At 58.8% G+C, this 17,667-nt stretch carries 10 protein-coding genes and 1 CRISPR repeat array; of the genes, 5 read left to right on the top strand and 5 right to left on the bottom strand.

The genetic code is table 11. The annotated features are described in order from the left end of the window. The 3 genes from hisS to BUA15_RS11100 all read right to left on the bottom strand — a co-directional run bounded on the left by hisS (position 1) and on the right by BUA15_RS11100 (position 3,007). A complete protein-coding gene (hisS, locus tag BUA15_RS11110) occupies positions 1 to 1,311 on the bottom strand; it encodes a histidine--tRNA ligase (protein ID WP_072716067.1) in 1,311 nt (436 codons plus the stop codon). Continuing rightward, positions 1,308 to 1,871: a PTS sugar transporter subunit IIA gene (locus BUA15_RS11105; RefSeq protein WP_084660586.1), complete on the bottom strand. Its 564-nt coding sequence runs from the start codon at positions 1,869 to 1,871 to the stop codon at positions 1,308 to 1,310. The genes hisS and BUA15_RS11105 overlap by 4 nt, the downstream gene beginning before the upstream one ends. A gap of 68 nt (positions 1,872 to 1,939) precedes the next feature. Continuing rightward, complete coding sequence (locus tag BUA15_RS11100; protein ID WP_072716066.1) at positions 1,940 to 3,007, bottom strand: RluA family pseudouridine synthase; 1,068 nt, start codon at positions 3,005 to 3,007, stop codon at positions 1,940 to 1,942. Positions 3,008 to 3,083: 76 nt separating this feature from the next. Here BUA15_RS11100 and BUA15_RS11095 point away from each other — a divergent pair, with 76 nt between their 5' ends. Further along, positions 3,084 to 4,184: a M20/M25/M40 family metallo-hydrolase gene (locus BUA15_RS11095; protein ID WP_072716065.1), complete on the top strand. Its 1,101-nt coding sequence runs from the start codon at positions 3,084 to 3,086 to the stop codon at positions 4,182 to 4,184. A 133-nt stretch (positions 4,185 to 4,317) separates the two neighbouring features. On the opposite strand, the gene BUA15_RS11090 is transcribed toward BUA15_RS11095, so the two are convergent. Beyond that, complete coding sequence (locus tag BUA15_RS11090; RefSeq protein ID WP_245772021.1) at positions 4,318 to 6,237, bottom strand: HAMP domain-containing methyl-accepting chemotaxis protein; 1,920 nt, start codon at positions 6,235 to 6,237, stop codon at positions 4,318 to 4,320. A gap of 141 nt (positions 6,238 to 6,378) precedes the next feature. On the opposite strand from BUA15_RS11090, the gene argH reads away from it, so the two are divergent. The 4 genes from argH to BUA15_RS11070 all read left to right on the top strand — a co-directional run bounded on the left by argH (position 6,379) and on the right by BUA15_RS11070 (position 15,133). Then, on the top strand, positions 6,379 to 7,701 hold the full coding sequence (gene argH / locus BUA15_RS11085; RefSeq protein WP_072716063.1) for an argininosuccinate lyase: 1,323 nt from the start codon (positions 6,379 to 6,381) through the stop codon (positions 7,699 to 7,701). 382 nt (positions 7,702 to 8,083) lie between these two features. Next, on the top strand, positions 8,084 to 11,251 hold the full coding sequence (locus BUA15_RS11080; RefSeq protein ID WP_084660585.1) for a SusC/RagA family TonB-linked outer membrane protein: 3,168 nt from the start codon (positions 8,084 to 8,086) through the stop codon (positions 11,249 to 11,251). An 86-nt stretch (positions 11,252 to 11,337) separates the two neighbouring features. Beyond that, positions 11,338 to 13,014 (top strand): RagB/SusD family nutrient uptake outer membrane protein, encoded by a 1,677-nt coding sequence (locus BUA15_RS11075; protein WP_072716061.1) that lies wholly within the window; start codon positions 11,338 to 11,340, stop codon positions 13,012 to 13,014. Positions 13,015 to 13,141: 127 nt separating this feature from the next. Beyond that, a complete protein-coding gene (locus BUA15_RS11070) occupies positions 13,142 to 15,133 on the top strand; it encodes a GWxTD domain-containing protein (RefSeq protein WP_072716060.1) in 1,992 nt (663 codons plus the stop codon). A gap of 529 nt (positions 15,134 to 15,662) precedes the next feature. Here the strand turns inward: BUA15_RS11070 and BUA15_RS11065 are convergent. After that, the gene (locus BUA15_RS11065; protein WP_072716059.1) at positions 15,663 to 16,076 is read right to left on the bottom strand and encodes a peptidase associated/transthyretin-like domain-containing protein; all 414 of its coding nucleotides are present in this window, start codon (positions 16,074 to 16,076) and stop codon (positions 15,663 to 15,665) included. 621 nt (positions 16,077 to 16,697) lie between these two features. Further along, a CRISPR array of direct repeats spans positions 16,698 to 17,663; the repeat unit is 30 nt; unit sequence CTTTCAATACCAAATAGGTGCGATTAAAAG. Between the last annotated feature and the right edge of the window lie 4 nt (positions 17,664 to 17,667).

The raw sequence follows: 17,667 nt of genomic DNA, 5'->3' as shown, positions 1-17,667 counted from the left end.
TTAAACCGCACGCACGGCTCCTTGCAGGAAATCTGCCAGTTCTGCCAACGTTACTTCCTGCTGCTGCCCGGACTGCATGTCTCGCACAACAGCCCGCCCTTGCTCCAGTTCGCGCTCGCCCACAATCACAGCATAGCGGGCGCGCTGGCGGTTGGCTTCCCGCATCTGCGCTTTCATGGAACGCCCTTTCAGATCCAGATCGACGCGCAGTCCGGCCTTGCGCAAGACCTGGGCCTGCACCAGGGCCCAGTGCAGCGCTGCCTCCCCGAGCGAGACCAGGTACGCATCCAGCGGAGGCTCCTCCGGAAAGCGATACCCCTGGGCCTGCAAGGCAATAAAAAGCCGCTCCATACCCGCGGCAAACCCCACGGCCGGCACCGGAGTCGCGTGGCCCAGATCGACCGCCAGCAGATCATAGCGTCCGCCGCCTGCCAGAGCCCGCTGCGCCCCCAGATCCGGGCTCTCCAGCTCAAACGTCGTGTGCGTGTAGTAGTCAAGCCCGCGCACCAAGTACGGATCTTCCTCATAGGCAATGCCCATGGCCTCCAGGTGCACCTTCACGGCTTCGTAGTGCGCGCGGCCCTTTTCATTTACGAAGTCAATAAGCCGGGGCGCCCCTTCCAGCAGGCGACGCTCCCGCTCATCTTTGGTATCGAGAATGCGCAGGGGATTCGACGCCAGGCGCTGCCGGCTGGTAGGCGAAAGTTGATCAGCCAGGGGCCGCAAATACGCCAGCAGCGCTTCCCGGTAACGCGGACGGCTTTCGGCATCGCCCAGCGTGTTGATCCGCAGCCGCAGATTGCGCAGGCCAAATGCCTCGTAAACAGCCATCATAGCCGCGATCACTTCGGCGTCGGCCTCCGGCGTTCCCGTTCCGATCAGTTCAACGCCAAACTGGTGAAACTGGCGATAGCGGCCTTTCTGGGGGTTTTCAGCCCGGAAGCACGGCCCAATGTAATAGAGCTTCTGCACACTCCCCTGCTGATCCAACCGATGCTGCAAATAAGCCCGCATGACCGGCGCAGTTACCTCCGGACGCAACACGTAATGCGTATCCCCCCGCTGAAAGGCAAACATCTCTTTGGTAACAATGTCGGTCAACTGACCGACGCCGCGGGCTATCAGCTCGGTGGGTTCCAGAATCGGCGTGCGGATCTCCCGAAAATTGAAACGTTCCAGTACCGTCCGGATCACCTGCTCGACATGCTGCCAGGCGCGACTGGGCGCTTCGTGCACTCCCTCCCCGCGCCCGTCATACGGCAAAATGTCGAACGTTCCCCGAATGTTTTGAAGGGTCGGTTCCAGGCTCATTGATCCACCAGTTGCGACTCTCCTTCTTCGAAGAGTTGCAGGACCTCCTCAGGCGTGTGCGCCTTCAGCAAACGCGCCCGAAAGCCGTCACGGTTCATCAGGCGCGAAATGCGGCTGAGCAGCTTGATGTGCTGCGACTTGGCCGCCTCAGGACCAACCAGCAAAAAAAGCAGCCGCACCGGCTGCTGGTCGATCGCGTCAAACTCGACCGGCTCGGCTGTAATGGCAAATGCCGCTACCGTCGCTGACACGGCCGGCGTCTTGGCATGAGGCAGCCCCAGCCCTTTGCCAACGCCTGTGGACATCATGCGCTCACGCGCCAGCACCGCCTGCCGGACAGCCTCCAGGTCGCGCACGGCCGGATGCCCCCGCAGCAGATCAATCAGGCGGTTCAGCACCTCCTCTTTGGTATGTCCGGGCAATCCTACCCGAATTGTCTCGGGAGCCAGGAGTTGGTGCAACTGCGACGTTGACGTCTGCATCGCAGGCTCGGGTCGCGGATCGGCCGGCGCTGGCGTTGCTTTTTCTCCCGCGCGCCGGTGCTTACGAAAGCCAATCATGGTCAATTTACTCTCAGTCTTTCTGAACGGCGTAGAACGAAGCAGTGGACGCCTTGTTCTTTGCACGCTTACACGGGATCCTGCCGCAACTGCTCCAGGGCCCAGGCCATGTCGTCGGGCAGCGGCGCTTCAAATGCCAGCCACTCCCCGGTACGTGGATGCCGAAACCCCAGCGTGTGCGCATGCAGCGCTTGCCGCGTCAACCGTGCAAATAGACGCTCATAAAACGCCCTGCGCCGAGGCGTGCGCGGCCCGTACCGAATCGCACGTCCCCCATAGGTAGGATCTCCCAGCACCGGATGCCCAAGGTGACGGGCGTGCACCCGAATCTGATGGGTGCGGCCTGTCTCCAACCGAAAACGCACCAGAGCGGCTGCCGGCAGGGCTTCGACCACTTCGTAGTGGGTAATAGCGACTTTTCCTCGTTCAGCCGGCACCACCGCCATACGCTGCCGGTCGCGCGGGTCGCGGCCGATTGGCGCCTCAATACGCCCCTGCGGAGGATCAGGCACGCCCCAGAGCAACGCCAGGTAGGTGCGGCTAATTGTCCGACGCTCAAACTGACGAGCCAGCCCGGTATGGGTGACGTCGTCTTTAGCCACGACCATAAGTCCCGTCGTGTCCTTGTCCAGACGATGCACAATGCCAGGACGCGGAGCTTCCAGGCGCGCCTCGGTAGGTCCTGTGCTGACCATCGACAGGCCGACCTCGTCATCTTCGGGCAACGCCTCCTCCTCGTCAAAACGCACCGGCCCACTGCCAATGTGATGCAGCAGGGCGTTGACCAGCGTGCCCGATCGGTTTCCGCGCGCCGGATGCACTACCAGCCCCGCCTGCTTATTCACCACAATCAGGTAAGGATCTTCATAAACAATGTCCAGCGGAATCGGCTCAGGCACTATCTCCACCGGCGGCGGCCTGTGAATCCGCAGGGTAATTACATCACCGGGTTGCACCGTGTAGGCAGGCTTCTGGACCACGACGCCGTTTACCGTTACCCGCCCCTCCCGGATGCCTCGCTGAATCTTGGTGCGCGAGGCCTGCGCCAGAAAACGCGCCAGGTAGGCATCCAGCCGCCCACCTTCTCGATACCCCGGCGGTACCTCAAGCCGAATGCAAACTTCTTGCAACGTCATTACTTCAACATTTCTATGGAAACAAACCTGCAGCTCGGCTCATTTTTCCGGCACCACATTTTTAATGGATTGGCTCATGTCAGGTTCGATCACGCAGAAGGTCGCCACCGAAGTCGTTGAGCTGCTCAAATCACTCGTCCGCTTTCCGTCGCTGAGCCATCAGGAAGCCGAGATCGCCGACTTCATTGAGCACTACGTGCGCCAGGCAGGGTTGCCGGTCCGTCGGCTGGACAACAACGTGTACTTCTGGCTCGGCGACGGGGAAGATCGGCTGCTGCTGAATTCCCACCTAGACGTAGTGCCTCCCTCTGCCGATCATCCCTTCGATCCCTTTGAACCGGTCGAAGTTGACGGCAAGCTCTACGGCCGGGGCACGGTCGATGCCAAGGCCAGCGGTGCCGCCATGACAACGGCTTTGCTTTCGCTGGCGCGGGAGGGCTGGCGCCCTGCAAACGGACAGGTCATTGTTGCGCTGACCGCCTGTGAAGAAACCGGCGGCGGATACAACGGTCTGGAAGCTCTGCGCCCTCACCTTCCCCCCCTTCAGGCCGCCATCGTAGGCGAACCGACCCGGCTGCAACCCTGCGTGGCGCAAAAGGGACTCCTGATTTTGAAGCTACATGCTCGCGGCCGCACCGCGCACGCCGCCCGTCCCCATCTGGGCGACAATGCCATTCTGCGCGCTGCTCGCGACATTGAACGTCTCAGCCAGCTCCGGTTTGAACGAGCCGATCCATTTCTGGGGGCTCCTACCCTGACCGTTACTACAATTCAGGGGGGCACCGCTCACAATGTGGTGCCCGAACACTGCACCTTCACGCTCGACATTCGCACCACGCCCGCCTATACCCACGCGGAAATCGTGCAGCTCCTGGCCGGCCTGGTAGAATCCGAAATTGAAGTGCACAGCGACCGGTTTATTCCCGTGGCAACGCCGGTCGATGCCCGCATCGTGCAGGCCTGCCTGCGCGCCCATCCGGGCAGTCGTCCTTTTGGCTCGCCCACCGCTTCAGACTGGATTTTTCTGCACGACATCCCCACCGTCAAGCTCGGCCCAGGACCCAGCGAGCGTTCCCATACCGGCGGGGAGCACATCGAGCTGGAAGAGCTCGTGCGTGCTGTTGAGGTCTACCGGGGCATAATCCGCCACTATTACGCACTGGCCTCTGCAGCATGACCCCTTGTTCCATCCATCAGTATGGGTTTCCGGATGTCGGCGCATCCCTCAAACAAGGTACCGTAAGCCCCCATCGCTTTCACCGACGCCGCCCTCTGCTCGGTAGCAACGACGCAGCAGACTCCGCCCGCCTCTAAACTACAGTCACCGGCACCTCATCGGTTTGCACACTACCTGTTTGCTCTAACCGAAACCGCCGCACCATCTGATTGAGCTCGTCTGTAAGGCGACTCAGACTTTCAGCCGCCCGCGCGATCTGTTCAATGCCCTGTGCCGACTCGCGCGACAACATAGAAATCCGCTCGACATTACGGCTAATCTGCTCGCTGGTGGCCGCCTGCTCTTCTCCCGCTGCCGCAATCTGGGAAACACGCTCCAGCACGCACGCCGCCCCTTCGACGATCTGGGTAAGCGCCTCCCCTGTCTGATCTGCCAGTTGGATGCCCTCCTCCATCTCCTGTCGCCCGCGCTGGATAGCAGCTACCGCCTCGCGCGTCTCCCTACGAATGTCTTCGATCATCTGGGCAATTTCGGTCGTCGCCTGCGCCGTACGCTCGGCTAGCTTGCGCACTTCGTCGGCCACCACGGCGAAGCCACGGCCATGCTCGCCAGCACGCGCTGCCTCAATGGCTGCATTAAGCGCCAGCAGATTCGTCTGCTCCGCAATTTCGTTAATCACCTGCACAATTTCGCCAATGCGTTCGCTGGAAGCTCCCAGGCGCTCCACTGTCTGAGCCGACTCGTCCACCACGCGGGCGATCTGACGAATCTTTTCGACCGTTTCGCGCACCACCTGTTCGCCCTGGCGTGCCCGCTCCCCATTGGTCCGCGTAAACTCAGCCGTTTCGCTGGCATTACGTGCGCTGTCAACAATGGTGCGCATCATTTCTTCAATCGCCCCGGTAACCTCATTAGCCTGCGCCGCCTGCTCTTGCGACGAGGCCGCCAGTTCCTCCACAGAAGCGCTGATCTGCGCCGCCGAACTTGCTACCGTTGCAATGGCCTCGGTGACGCGCACCAGCATCTGCCGGATGTTGGCCACGGCGCGGTTGAAGCCTTCATACAGCCGCCCGATTTCATCGTCGCGCTCAGCGTTGAGTTGCACGGTCAGATCCCCCGCAGCAAAGCGCTCCATCTGCGCCAGCATGCGCTCAACGCTTTCGGCCAGATCATGCTGCTGCGCTTCAATCTCGGCCACCGCCTCCCGCACTTTCTGCTCGACCCGGACCTTTTCCTCACGGAGTGCTTCAAGCGAGCGGCGCAGGCTCATTACCATCTGGTTAAACGCCTGAGCCAGCCTGCCAAGCTCATCATCCGTATGCACAGGAGCTGTCGCCTCCAGGTCTCCATCGGTAATGCGATGCGCAACTGCCTCCAGCTCCTGAATCGGGCGAACTACCGACCGTCGAATCACCTGAAAGGCCAGCCCAATTCCCATGGATACCGCCAGCAGCGCAATCAGCACCTCAATAAATAGCCATATTTCCCGGCGTTTCATATCGGCCAGCCGCGCCGCATTCCGCGCCTGCTCTGCCTCCAGAAATTCCTGCAGGAGGGTGTCCATCTGGCGCTGCAGGGTCTGTTGCTGGGCCTGATGCGCGGCCACTTCGGCAGCCAGGCGGCCCATGCGCAACCGACCGGCCATTTCAGCGCGACGCGTCAGCAGGCTGCTTGCCGTCTGCTCCCATTGCTGCACCACTGCGGCCAACTGTTGCAGCCGCGCAACTTGCTCCGGATCATCTGGAACCATCTGCTGCAGCTCGTTTAAGGCCTGTCGCAACGCCTCCCATCGCTCCTGATACGCCTGTCGAAACGCCTCCTCACCGGTGAGCACGTACATCAGCATGTTGCGCTCCATCATGGCCCGGTCTACGGCCAGCACCTGGGCCCTGTGCAGCACCTTCTGGGCGTGGAAATTCCTGGCGACTATCTCGTGCAGCGCTCGTATACCATTCCAGACAAAAAGGGCCGCTACCACAGCCAGTAGCTGAGGAACCAGTAAGGCCAGGATTACCCTCGTCTGAATGGAGGTCTGCTTCAATCGGGTCCACATATCCATAAGCTGCCAGATTGGAAGGTGAGGCAAACATCTGCGCGGTAAGAATCGGCAAAAACCCTCTCCTTTTTAGGCGAAAAGCGGCAAGAGGCTGCACTTGATTGTATTTTTTACTTCTCTCCTACAAACCTTGTAGCTATGGTGCTCTGGGATAAAGGCCAGGACGTTGCGGCATGGGTGCAGCGCTTTACCGTAGGCGAAGACTACCGCTGGGATACGCTGCTGCTGCCCTATGATATTGAGGGAACCCGTGCCCATGCTGCCGGGCTTGTCCGAACTGGAATTCTGTCGGACGAAGAATTCCAGGCCATTTCGGAAGCTCTGGATGCGTTGCAAGCTGAAGTGCAGGCGGGCCGGGTCGTCGTGCGCCCGGAAGACGAAGATGCCCACACGGTTATTGAAACCTTCCTGACCAAGCGCCTGGGGGATGTGGGCAAGAAGATCCATACCGGCCGCTCGCGCAACGATCAGGTCCTGGCGGCCCTTCGTCTGTTTTTAAAGGATGGGCTGCGCAAAGCAGGCCGCCAGGTAGCCCGCCTGATCGAACAACTCTGCGAGCTGGGCGCCCGGTACAACGACGCCCTGATGCCAGGCTACACCCATTTGCAGCAGGCCATGCCCTCGACCGCAGGCCTCTGGGCCCTGGGCTATGCCGAACTGCTGCTGAGCGATCTGGCGGCCCTGCAGCATGCCTTCGAGCAGGTAAACGTCTCGCCGCTGGGCAGTGCGGCCGGTTACGGCGTCCCGTTCCTGTCTCTGCCCCGTGAAGAAGTAGCCCAGCGGCTGGGCTTTCGCACGGTGCAGCTTCACGTGACGGCCGTTCAGCTCTCGCGCGGCAAACTGGAACTCCATGCCGTTCACGCGCTCGTGCAGGTGAGCGCTACGCTCAACCGCATGGCATCGGACCTGGTGCTGTTCAACACCCAAGAGTTCGGCTTTGTGGAGCTTCCCCCGGAATTCTGCACCGGGAGCAGCATCATGCCCCAGAAGCAAAATCCGGATGTGCTGGAGCTGGTGCGTGCAGGGTATCACCGGTTGCTGGCCGAGCTGAACGTGCTGCTAACGCTTCCGGCCAATCTTCCTTCGGGCTACCACCGCGACCTGCAGCTTACCAAAGAAGCGACGATACGCTGCATGCTAAGCGCCCATGACCTGCTCATGGCCATGGTGCAACTCCTGCCCGGCCTGCGCTTTCGGCGCGACCGGATGCAGGCGGCCTGCACGCCGTCTTTGCTGGCAACTGCTGAGGCGCTGCGGCGCGTAGCCGATGGGGTCCCCTTTCGCGAAGCCTACCGGCAGGCAGCAGCCGCTCTTGACCAGCTCCCCCATCCGGACCCCCAGACGGTCTTAAAAGCGTACCATGTGGACGGCTATCCGGGACGCGGACGACCGGATCTCCTGCGGCAACAGCTTCAGACGTTTCGATCGTGGCTGGAACGCTCAGAGCAGTCCGACACCTGAATGATATAGCTACCTCCATTTTTGAAAAGAGATTGCCTTATTAACCGTAGCCTGCGCAGAACCCACGCACAATGTCCCGCTGGCAGAGCGCTTACGCGCTGTTCGTTCCGGAAGGCCTTTTTTGAGCTGGTTATCCGCTACGAACAAACCGTTAGTTCTTTTGAGGTTGCATGCGCGTTAAGCGGTTACAATTGGTTGTTGCAACAGTTCAATCCCTTGATATGACCACACAGCCCCTTCCTTTGACCATTGGCGTTCTTTTTTGTGCGCACGCCCCTGAAAAACCAATCCTTTTTTCTACGTAGGCTTGACAAAACCGTTACAGCATCCCTAAAATTTTTCTGTTCTATAAAAATAACCTTCATGCAAACCGCGGAGACCTATGAGAAGGTGGTTTCAACGTTTGCTGACCCTTGCTCTGACAGGATTTCTGCTGCCTGGTGTTGTCTGGGCGCAGGAAGCCATCATTCAGGGCAGAGTCACCGACGAAAGAGGCGAGCCACTTCCTGGCGCTAACGTCTCAATTACGGAGCTGACAATCGGAAGCGCTACCGATATCGATGGAAATTATTCGTTTACCGTACCGGCCGATCTGGTGCGGGGGCAGACCGTCACGCTGGTAGCTCGCTTCGTGGGGTACAAGCCGGCAGAGCAGCAGTTTGAGCTGACGCCAGGGCGCCATACCTTCGACTTCACGCTGGAGCCCGACCTGCTGCGCCTCGAAGAGGTGGTGGTCACCGGTGTGGCTGCCGAAACGCCTCGTAAGAAGCTGTCTTTCACCGTTGACCGCGTCGACACCGAGAAGCTGCAGCAGGTGATTGCCCCCGATCCGGGCACGGCGCTGCAGGCCAAGGTGGCCGCCGCGGTTGTAGTGCGGCCTACGGGTGAGCCCGGGCGAGATCCATCGATTCGACTGCGGAGTGCGACGGCCATTCGAGGCGATCAGGAGCCGCTTATCATTGTGGACGGCGTCATTATGGAGGGTTCGCTGGCCGACCTGAATGCCGACGACATCGAGTCGATTGAAGTGATCAAAGATGCGGCCGCAGCCTCCATCTGGGGTTCCCGCGCCGCTAACGGGGTTATCCGCATCTTCACCAAGCGCGGCACGAACGTAGCGGCGGGCCGCACGCAGGTGACCATCCGGAACGACTTCGGGATCTCGTCGCCCTATCGTTTCATCGACATGGCCGAAAGCCACCCCTATCTGGTGGCCGAAGTCAACGGAAAGCTGCGCTTCGTCGATCAGGATGGCAATCCGCTGTCGCCGGGCGACAACCCGGTGCTGGATCCGGATGGGATTGCGGACAACCCCTGGCCGTGCATTGAGCAGCCGGTCAAGCAGCCCGATGGTACCATTACGGAAGAGCTCTACTGCAACATTAGCGACCCGCAGCGGGACTTCTTCACTTCGAATCCGACCTTCAACAACTACATCTCGGTGGCCCAGAATACGCAGAAGACCAACTTCATGGCCTCCTTCAGCAACACGCGCGAAGGAGGGATTCTGCGGGAAGTAACGGGCTACACGCGTCAGAACTTCCGCATCAACCTGGACCACCGGGTGCTGAACAACCTGGACTTCTCGGCGAGCATGATGTACGGCCAGTCGGAGCGGGACGACGTGGTGGAAGGCCCGGGTTCGCCCTTCTACGGGCTGCTGTTCATGCCGCCGAACGTGAACCTGGAAGCGCCCAATGAAGAGGACGGCTCGAAATACAACTGGGATGCAGCCTGGGTCTATGGCCTGTCGCTGGAGCTGAACCCGCTCTATGAGCTGGCTAACCGCGACCGGAAGCGCCGGGTCGTGCGCCAGTTGGCCAGCTTCAAGACGAACTGGCGGCCGTTCCGCTGGCTCATGCTGGAAGGGCTTGTCGGCCTGGACCGGCAGCAGACTTACTGGAAAGACCTCTTCCCGCGGGGCTACCTGAGCGACAACCCGGCGGACTTCAAAGGGCGGTTGTATCGTTTCAACCAGGACAATCGCGCCATCAACACCAGCCTCACGGCCCTGCTCTCGTACAGCTTCGGCGACCTGAATACAAAACTCAAATTGAGCTACCTGTACGAGGATGAACGCACCGAGCAGTTCAGCGTCACGGGCCGTGAGTTTGCCGTCAGCGGCGTGGAAGACCTGGGCGCGACGGTCGGTGACAAGACGATCGACTCCTACATTGCCGACATCCGCTCGGAAAACTACTTCGCGATCCTGACCTTCGACTTCAAGGATCGCTACATCGGGGACGTGATGATCCGGCGCGACGGGTCCTCGCTCTTCGGGCCGGATGCCCGCTGGGCCACCTACTACCGCGCCTCGGTGGCCTGGCGCCTGGGCGAAGAGCCGTTCTTCAACGTGCCGGGCATCAACGAATTCCGCCTGCGGGCTTCGATCGGTACAGCCGGATTGCGGCCGGGATTCTCGGCTCAGTACGAGACCTTCTCGATCGTCTCGGGCAACCCGGTGAAGAACACGCTGGGGAACCGGCTCCTCCGGCCGGCTAAGTCGACGGCCATCGAATACGGCGTCAACATCGACTTCCTGGATCGGTACTCCTTCCAGGCCAGCTATGCGCTGAACAAGACCGAAGACCAGATCCTGCTGGTCCCGCTGCCGGCTGCTACCGGCTATCGCTTCCAGTGGCGCAATGCCGGTACGCTCGAAGGCAACACCTTCGAGATGCAGCTTAACACGATCCTGGCCCAGCGGGACGACTTCAGCTGGACGCTGGACATCACCTTCGACCGCACGCGCCAGAAGATCACCGAGCTGTTCGTACCCCCCTACCGCACCGGGTTCTACTACATCGCACCGAACGAAACCTTCGGCATTATCTACGGCGAGTACTTTGCCCGCAGCCTGGACGACATCGCTCCCATGCTCGATCCAGGTGCGGCCACACCCTATGCGGGCATGTCGCTGGACGACTTCATGGTCAACGAAGATGGGTTTGTGGTGCTGAAGAGCGCCTACGGCACGCCGGACGAAAAGCCCATCAAGGTGCTGGATCCGGCCTCCGGGAACCCGGTCCTGCGCAAGATCGGGGACTCCAACCCCGACTTCAACATGGGCTTCGCCACCAACCTGCGCTACAAGAACTTCAACCTGTATGCGCTGGTGCAGTGGCAGAAGGGTGGCGACGTCTACAACAATACGCGGCAGTGGGTGCTGCGTGAGCTCCGCGGGGGCGATGTGGATCAGCGGGGCAAGAAGGTCAAGAAGCCGTGGGGCTACTACGCTACGCTCTACAACGTCAACGCCACGAACAACTACTTCGTCGAGGACGGTGGCTTTGTGAAACTGCGGGAAGTGTCGCTCACCTACACGCTGGGCCGGCGGGCGCTGGCGGCCTTTATGCCGTCGCTGCAGCAGCTCCGGGTGGGCGTAACCGGCCGTAACCTGCTGACCTTTACGGGCTACAAGGGATACGATCCGGAATCGGCCCGTAATGTCGATGTAAACGGTACGGCTGACCCGACCGTGTTCGGTGGTGACAGCTACGGCTATCCGCTGTTCCGCTCCTTCACGTTCACCGTCCAGTTGGTATTCTGATGGAAGCCAGGGTACCGGGCGGCCTGCCCGGTACCCTGTTCACCTTCCAGGCAAACAACCTTGAGAATCAAAACGGTTGAAGCGATATGATTAAGCAGAGATTGCGCTGGATTCTGGCGGTGCCGGTGCTCACCGCCTTCCTCTGGGGCTGTGCGGATCTGAGCGTGCAGAACCTGAACGAGCCAGACGCTGAGCGCGTGCTGGCCACCCCGGAGGACGTCAAAAACATCCTGGCCGGTGGCTTCCTGACGTGGTGGCAGGCCAACCAGGGCTACCCGGGCATGGGACCGGCCCTGATTACGATGGCTGACCAGACGACTTCCTCCTGGGGTAACTTCTCCATGAAGGACCTGTCCTCGGAGCCCCGGGTAGCGCTCAACAATAACTCCACCTATCGGTATGCCTCCACGCACCTGAGGCCCTGGCAGCGGTTGTATTCAGCCCTTTCCATCGCCAACGACGTGCTGCGGCGGCTGGACGAGGGGCTAATTATCAACAGCCCGGAAGAAACACAGATGGTGCGGACGGCGGCCAAGCTGCTGCAGGGCCTCTGCTTGAGCTCGCTGTCGCTGTTCTACGACCGGGCCTTCATCGTGGACGAAAACACGGATGTGGCGACCCTGGAGTTTCCTGCAAACTCCAATTATAAAGATGTCGCGGCGGCAGCGATTGCTGCGCTTCTAGAGGCGGCACAGCTTGCCCAGAACATGGCCGTCCCCTTCCCGGACAACTATTTCAATGGCCTTGATCTGGACGGGGAAAAGGTCGCCCAGTTGGCCCACACGATGGTGGCCCGGACCATGATGCTGTCGGCCCGCACGCCGCAGGAGAATGCCCAGACCGACTGGAATGCCGTGCTGGCTCATGCCGAGCAGGGCATCTCGGGCTGGGACTTCGCGCCCCAGGGTGACCAGGACCAGTGGTGGGACCTGATCAAGGCGTACATGCAGCGTCCGGGCTGGTCGCAGGCAGACCTCGAGCTGCTGGGCATGGACCCCAACCTGCTGCCTGCCCTCCAGCAGTGGCTGGCTACGCCGTTGCAGGATCGGACGCCGGCGCCCTTTGAGGCTCGGCTGGATGAGGTATCTCCTGCCGACGCGCGTATTCCCAGCAAAGGAGGCGCCACGGCGTACTTCGTCTATGAATCCGGCTCGCCCTTCCGCGCTAACCGTGGTACTTACCACTTCAGCCGCTGGCGCCACATTCGGGAAGGCCACCTGGACTTCCTCGGGCCCATGCGCTACGCCACCGAGACGGAAAATGACCTGATGATCGCCGAAGCCCTGATCCGGACAGGTGGCGACAAGGCCCGTGCGGCGCAGTTGATCAACAAGACCCGTGTGAACAACGGTGGGCTTCCCGCGCTGACGGGCAGCGAGTCGGATCAGGAGCTGCTGGAAGCGCTCATGTATGAGCGCCGCATCGAAATCGGCTGGACGGCCGCAGGCATCGGCTTCTGCGACCGGCGCCGTTTCGACTATCCGGGACCGGCGCACTACGACAACGATCCGTCCAAGCCGGGCATCTTCCAGCACAAGCCGGGAACGCTGCGCCACTTCCCGGTGCCCGGTGCTGAGTTGGAAGTGCTGCAGCAGCCGATTTACACCTTCGGTGGCGCGGCTGGCGAAATGAAGAAGGCGCCCGACTGGAACAACGACCGCGAGCTCCTGACCGAATGGGTGAACGCCCTGCGTGAACACTTGAACACGTTCGGGCGCCCGGTCTCGGTGCAGGAATTCCTGTCGATGGTCGACACGCAGTAATCACACCATCATCTTTTATAGAAAAGGGGGGCCTCGGGCCCCCCTTTTCTTATCTGGCATCGGGACCCAACATTCGATCCTTCGGTTCAACTTCAAAAATCCCTAACCTGGAAGAAACGAACGGGCAATGGGCTGGTCGCTGGTACTGATCGGGTTGCTGATGCTACCCTCCCCGACCCAGGCGCAGACGGATTCACTGGAGGCGCTTTACGTGCAGGGCACTTCGCTGGCGCGAAAGGGACGATACCAACAAGCTGTTCCGCTTCTGTACCGCGTCTTTCGCCAGGATCCGGCCTATGTAGATGATCAGGGCTACTCTGTGGCATATTGGCTGGGCCTTGCCCTCAAGAAAGCCGATCGCGAAGATGAAGCGCTTGCAGTATGGAGTCAGGGACTGAGTGCTCTGCATCGTAGCAATCGCTTTGATCCGCTGGCGGCCGACGCGTACATTCATACCGTCTTTGAAGAAGATTATGAGACCCAGTACTTGCGGGCTTCATGGGCCTACCTGGAACTGCTGCGAAGCCTTGACACACCTACGCTGAATGCAGAAGCGCGCAAAGTAGTCGACCGCCATGTTGCCCAGATGGAATTTCTCTTACCCCCTTCGTTGCGCGACCAGGTCCGTCCCGACCGACGTAAGCCGGCCGTCTCGGGCATGGGCGAAAAGCTGGTGGTCTGGTGGCAGGCTCAGGATCCCGTTATCTCAACGCCCCAGAACGAACGCCTGATTGAGCATCTCCAGCGTGTTATTTATGCTGAAAAGCACTATGCCACCAATCGTCGGCGTTCGCGTCTGGACGACCGTGGCATTGTGTACGTGCGGCTTGGCCCGCCGAAGTTCACTTCGAAGATTCACATGCAGGACCGGGGGATTAATAAGAGCACCATGTCCCCCTATCGCAGCGGCCTGGATCTAAATCCCAATGAGTTCTGGTCGTACCGCCACATCGACCCGCTCCTTTACTACCTGTTTGTAGAGAAAGACGGCTACTACCAGATTGGCCTGCCGTCGGACCTGGTTCCCCAGAGCCTGCTCCACTCCTCCTATTTCCAGTATCGCTGGGCAGCCCTGCTGGAGACCTGGCAGATCATTTACGGACAACTGGCCCTGCTGCATCCCGACTTTGTCAAGCAGAGCATTGAAGTAGATAACATGATCACGGGCATTACGGGCCGGGCCAATCCGGATAACTTTGTCATGATGCGCCGCATGCATTTCAAGCGGCAGGAGCAGATTTCAGCGGCTCAGCGTGACCGGATCGCCCCGGCTGTTTTCTCGGCAGCTGCCTATGACAACGTGGAGAACATGCCCGTAGAAGCCCGCGTGGCTCGTTTTCTGGACCAGACCACTGGCAAAACGCGGATCGAAGTTTTCTGGGGGCATAATCCCGTGGCGGTATCGCCGGGCAGTCAGGGGCGTCGCATCTTGCGGGAGCAGGGCTATGCGGACAGTGGGCATTATCTGATCGACCTGTATGCCATGACGCGCACGGCTGATTATCAGCTGGGCGACTTTCAGCGGCAACGCTATACCCTTTCTTCTACCGATCCCACCCTCTCCATCCAGACGGTTACTCTGCAGGGAGCTGCTCCCATCTTCCACGTGGCCCTACAGTGGGACGTGTACGCCACCGAGCCGCTGGGCGATGGCCAGTACCAGTTAGGGCCGCGCTTCAAGATGGGCACTTTCCGGATAGACACCCTGCAGGCGCTGAGTGCCGACCCGGCCCAGCTCGAGATGAGTGATCTGGTGCCCGTGCTGCGAGGCGTTTTTCCGGAAAACCCGGACAGCCTCGTTCGCTATCCTTTCCTGGCCATAACCTCTGAGACTAAACTGGGCCTTCGGTTTGAAGTCTATCATCTGCAATTTGGCCCGGACGACCGTACCCATTACACGGTGGAGTATGCCGTCATCCGCGAAAAAGGCGGGCGTGACGAAACGGTAGTGGCCGCCCGTACGGAATACACTGGCCAGAGTCGGACGGCGCAGGAATACATTGAAGTTGATCTACAACAGATACCAGAGCGCGGGCATATTCGGGTGCGCGTAACGGTTACGGACCAGCAGAGCGGTCAGCAGGTGGCGCGGGAGATCAGCTTTAATCTTATTTCTTGAAGTGTCTGGCCGAGCATCCTTTCCCTCGGAGAAAGGTCAGGTACGAAACGTTCCGCGGCGGGCAGTCGGGTTATTTCTTCAGCCTCTCAGAGGTTTCCCCTTCCGCGCCGAAGTCAGACTTTCTGGGGATTGACGTAAATTTGACCGCGTGCAGACCTTGCCACCGCACCATAGACTCATTCCCGGGACTTTCCTTCTTTGGCAAAGGTGGTCTGTTGCTTACCCGACCACCGTTACGCTTCCGCTGATTACGCCCTCCCTCGACGTCTCTACTGCATGCTCAAAAGTGCCGCTTTGCTGTTGAATACCGACCGGCGAGGTACCTGTCCGTCATCCTGCTGCTATTGCTCTGCGCTTTTTTGCCGGTTATTCCGACTACGAGAGCTGGTCCCCGACGGCTCCTCCCCTGCCTCAGGCCTCCGGCTAGGGCCTGAGAGCGGAGCGGCTGATCAAGATGGTTGATGAGCTAACCTTCCGACTTATGCAGATTTTCCCTTTTTTAATCTGCCCGGGCTATTTGTTTTCTGGACTATTCCTGTCCGCCTGTGCTGCTGGTATCTCGTTTGGCCAGCAGATACGTGCGCCGAATCCGCTTCCCTTCTTCTAAGAGCTCTACTTCCTGGCTATACTCGAAATTGCGCATATCATCGGGATTGACAAAGACAAACAGAAACGTGAATTCACCGGTAGGTTCATGTCGGAGTTTGAAGCGCCCTTCCTGGTCGGTAAACGTGAGCTCCAATCGCGTGCTACAGGTCGGATCGCCCAGCCTTACGCACCCATTGCGGCCATAGATGCCCACCGCGATATCCGGGATTGGCTCCCCTGAGCGGAGCTCCAGCACCTGGCCATCTACCTCAATGGTTTTAGAGCCCAGTCCCAGAAAGTCGCACCCGGCTATCAGGAGGGCAGCGGCCAGCATCCATCCCCAGAAGCGCTTCATAGCCCTGAATTAGTACGTTGCTTTACCCCTGTTTACAGGCAAAAACCCCCGGGTAGCATACATGTTTCAACAAAATTACTGGAGGATAACCGGTCCAGAGACGCGCAGAACACACTGGTCTTTAGCCGGCTTCATTTTAAAGCAGTCGGTTTGATCTGGATTGTGGTCGCCCGTTAGCCTTAGTACTGCTGGCCTCATTATTAAAGATATCAGGCGGGTTGATTCGTTGCATTACACTGCAAGAATGCGAAGTGGTCAGGGAAGTATAGTGGGGTTGATCTCTTGGGACCAGCCGAGCAACTGCTGGCCCACCTGTTTGAGAGTCCGTTTGATTTCTTGTCCGGACGTACTGCTGGATTTTCAGGGAGCGGTAATTGTCTGGAGGAGGCTTCGCAGCAGGCGGTGGCAGAAGCAGTTACAGTGTATGGGCTGTACGGCCTGAGTTTTAGTCGTTTTTACGAGAACTGTTACAGCGTGCACCTCCCTGTTAAGGTTCTACAAATTTCGGCACCAAATAAGTGCGATTAAACCCTGTGCAACGGACTATCGCCCTTCATGCATGAGCTCGTTTCAATACCAAAAAACTCGTGTTCCTCAAGCGCTTCACATCGTCCGTCACGCCTTTCAATACCAAATAGGTGCGATTAAAAGATCGCCACTTACGCGACCATAAGCCGGAACATCCCCGTTTCAATACCAAATAGGTGCGATTAAAAGAAAAACACATCGAGGCAATCTTCGAGGCAGCAGCCTGTTTCAATACCAAATAGGTGCGATTAAAAGCCCCGAGCTCAAAGCGCCTACCACCATGCGCTTTGTCTCTTTCAATACCAAATAGGTGCGATTAAAAGTCGTTTTCCGGTTTTAAGTCTGCCGCCGCACGCAATCCTTTCAATACCAAATAGGTGCGATTAAAAGTTCATCGCAATATTACGATTAAGCGATGAGACGCCCTCCTTTCAATACCAAATAGGTGCGATTAAAAGGAAGGCACACAGAGACGCGTGCGCAGCCTGGGCGCACTTTCAATACCAAATAGGTGCGATTAAAAGTCGTATTCGATTTCTTCGCCGATTTTCCGCCCGTGGCTTTCAATACCAAATAGGTGCGATTAAAAGGGCACCGTCCTTTACGGCCGCGACTGGAAGCCCATCCTTTCAATACCAAATAGGTGCGATTAAAAGTCTATAAACTTGTAGACATTTTGGCGGATTTTGAAAAGCTTTCAATACCAAATAGGTGCGATTAAAAGCCGTAGCGCCTATTATCGTTCAGCCAGAATTCACGTCTTTCAATACCAAATAGGTGCGATTAAAAGTTGCGAAGTGGTGAAAAGAACGTGAATTGGCACGAAGGCTTTCAATACCAAATAGGTGCGATTAAAAGCCGTAGCGCCTATTATCGTTCAGCCAGAATTCACGTCTTTCAATACCAAATAGGTGCGATTAAAAGTTGCGAAGTGGTGAAAAGAACGTGAATTGGCACGAAGGCTTTCAATACCAAATAGGTGCGATTAAAAGGCAGGTGCGCTGTGTCGCTGGTTCGCGCATTAGCCATCTTTCAATACCAAATAGGTGCGATTAAAAGTTCA

It is taken from the genome of Rhodothermus profundi, assembly GCF_900142415.1.
GTDB lineage: Bacteria > Bacteroidota > Rhodothermia > Rhodothermales > Rhodothermaceae > Rhodothermus > Rhodothermus profundi.
Note: the sequence above shows the minus strand (reverse complement) of the source record. Positions and strands in the feature narration are given on the sequence as shown.

Coding starts and splice junctions, on each gene's coding strand:
- BUA15_RS11100 (WP_072716066.1), bottom strand. CDS start 3,007: ATGACGTTGCAAGAAGTTTGCATTCGGCTTGAGGTACCGCCGGGGTAT.
- BUA15_RS11065 (WP_072716059.1), bottom strand. CDS start 16,076: ATGAAGCGCTTCTGGGGATGGATGCTGGCCGCTGCCCTCCTGATAGCC.
- BUA15_RS11105 (WP_084660586.1), bottom strand. CDS start 1,871: ATGATTGGCTTTCGTAAGCACCGGCGCGCGGGAGAAAAAGCAACGCCA.
- BUA15_RS11070 (WP_072716060.1), top strand. CDS start 13,142: ATGGGCTGGTCGCTGGTACTGATCGGGTTGCTGATGCTACCCTCCCCG.
- argH (WP_072716063.1), top strand. CDS start 6,379: ATGGTGCTCTGGGATAAAGGCCAGGACGTTGCGGCATGGGTGCAGCGC.
- BUA15_RS11090 (WP_245772021.1), bottom strand. CDS start 6,237: ATGTGGACCCGATTGAAGCAGACCTCCATTCAGACGAGGGTAATCCTG.
- hisS (WP_072716067.1), bottom strand. CDS start 1,311: ATGAGCCTGGAACCGACCCTTCAAAACATTCGGGGAACGTTCGACATT.
- BUA15_RS11095 (WP_072716065.1), top strand. CDS start 3,084: ATGTCAGGTTCGATCACGCAGAAGGTCGCCACCGAAGTCGTTGAGCTG.
- BUA15_RS11080 (WP_084660585.1), top strand. CDS start 8,084: ATGAGAAGGTGGTTTCAACGTTTGCTGACCCTTGCTCTGACAGGATTT.
- BUA15_RS11075 (WP_072716061.1), top strand. CDS start 11,338: ATGATTAAGCAGAGATTGCGCTGGATTCTGGCGGTGCCGGTGCTCACC.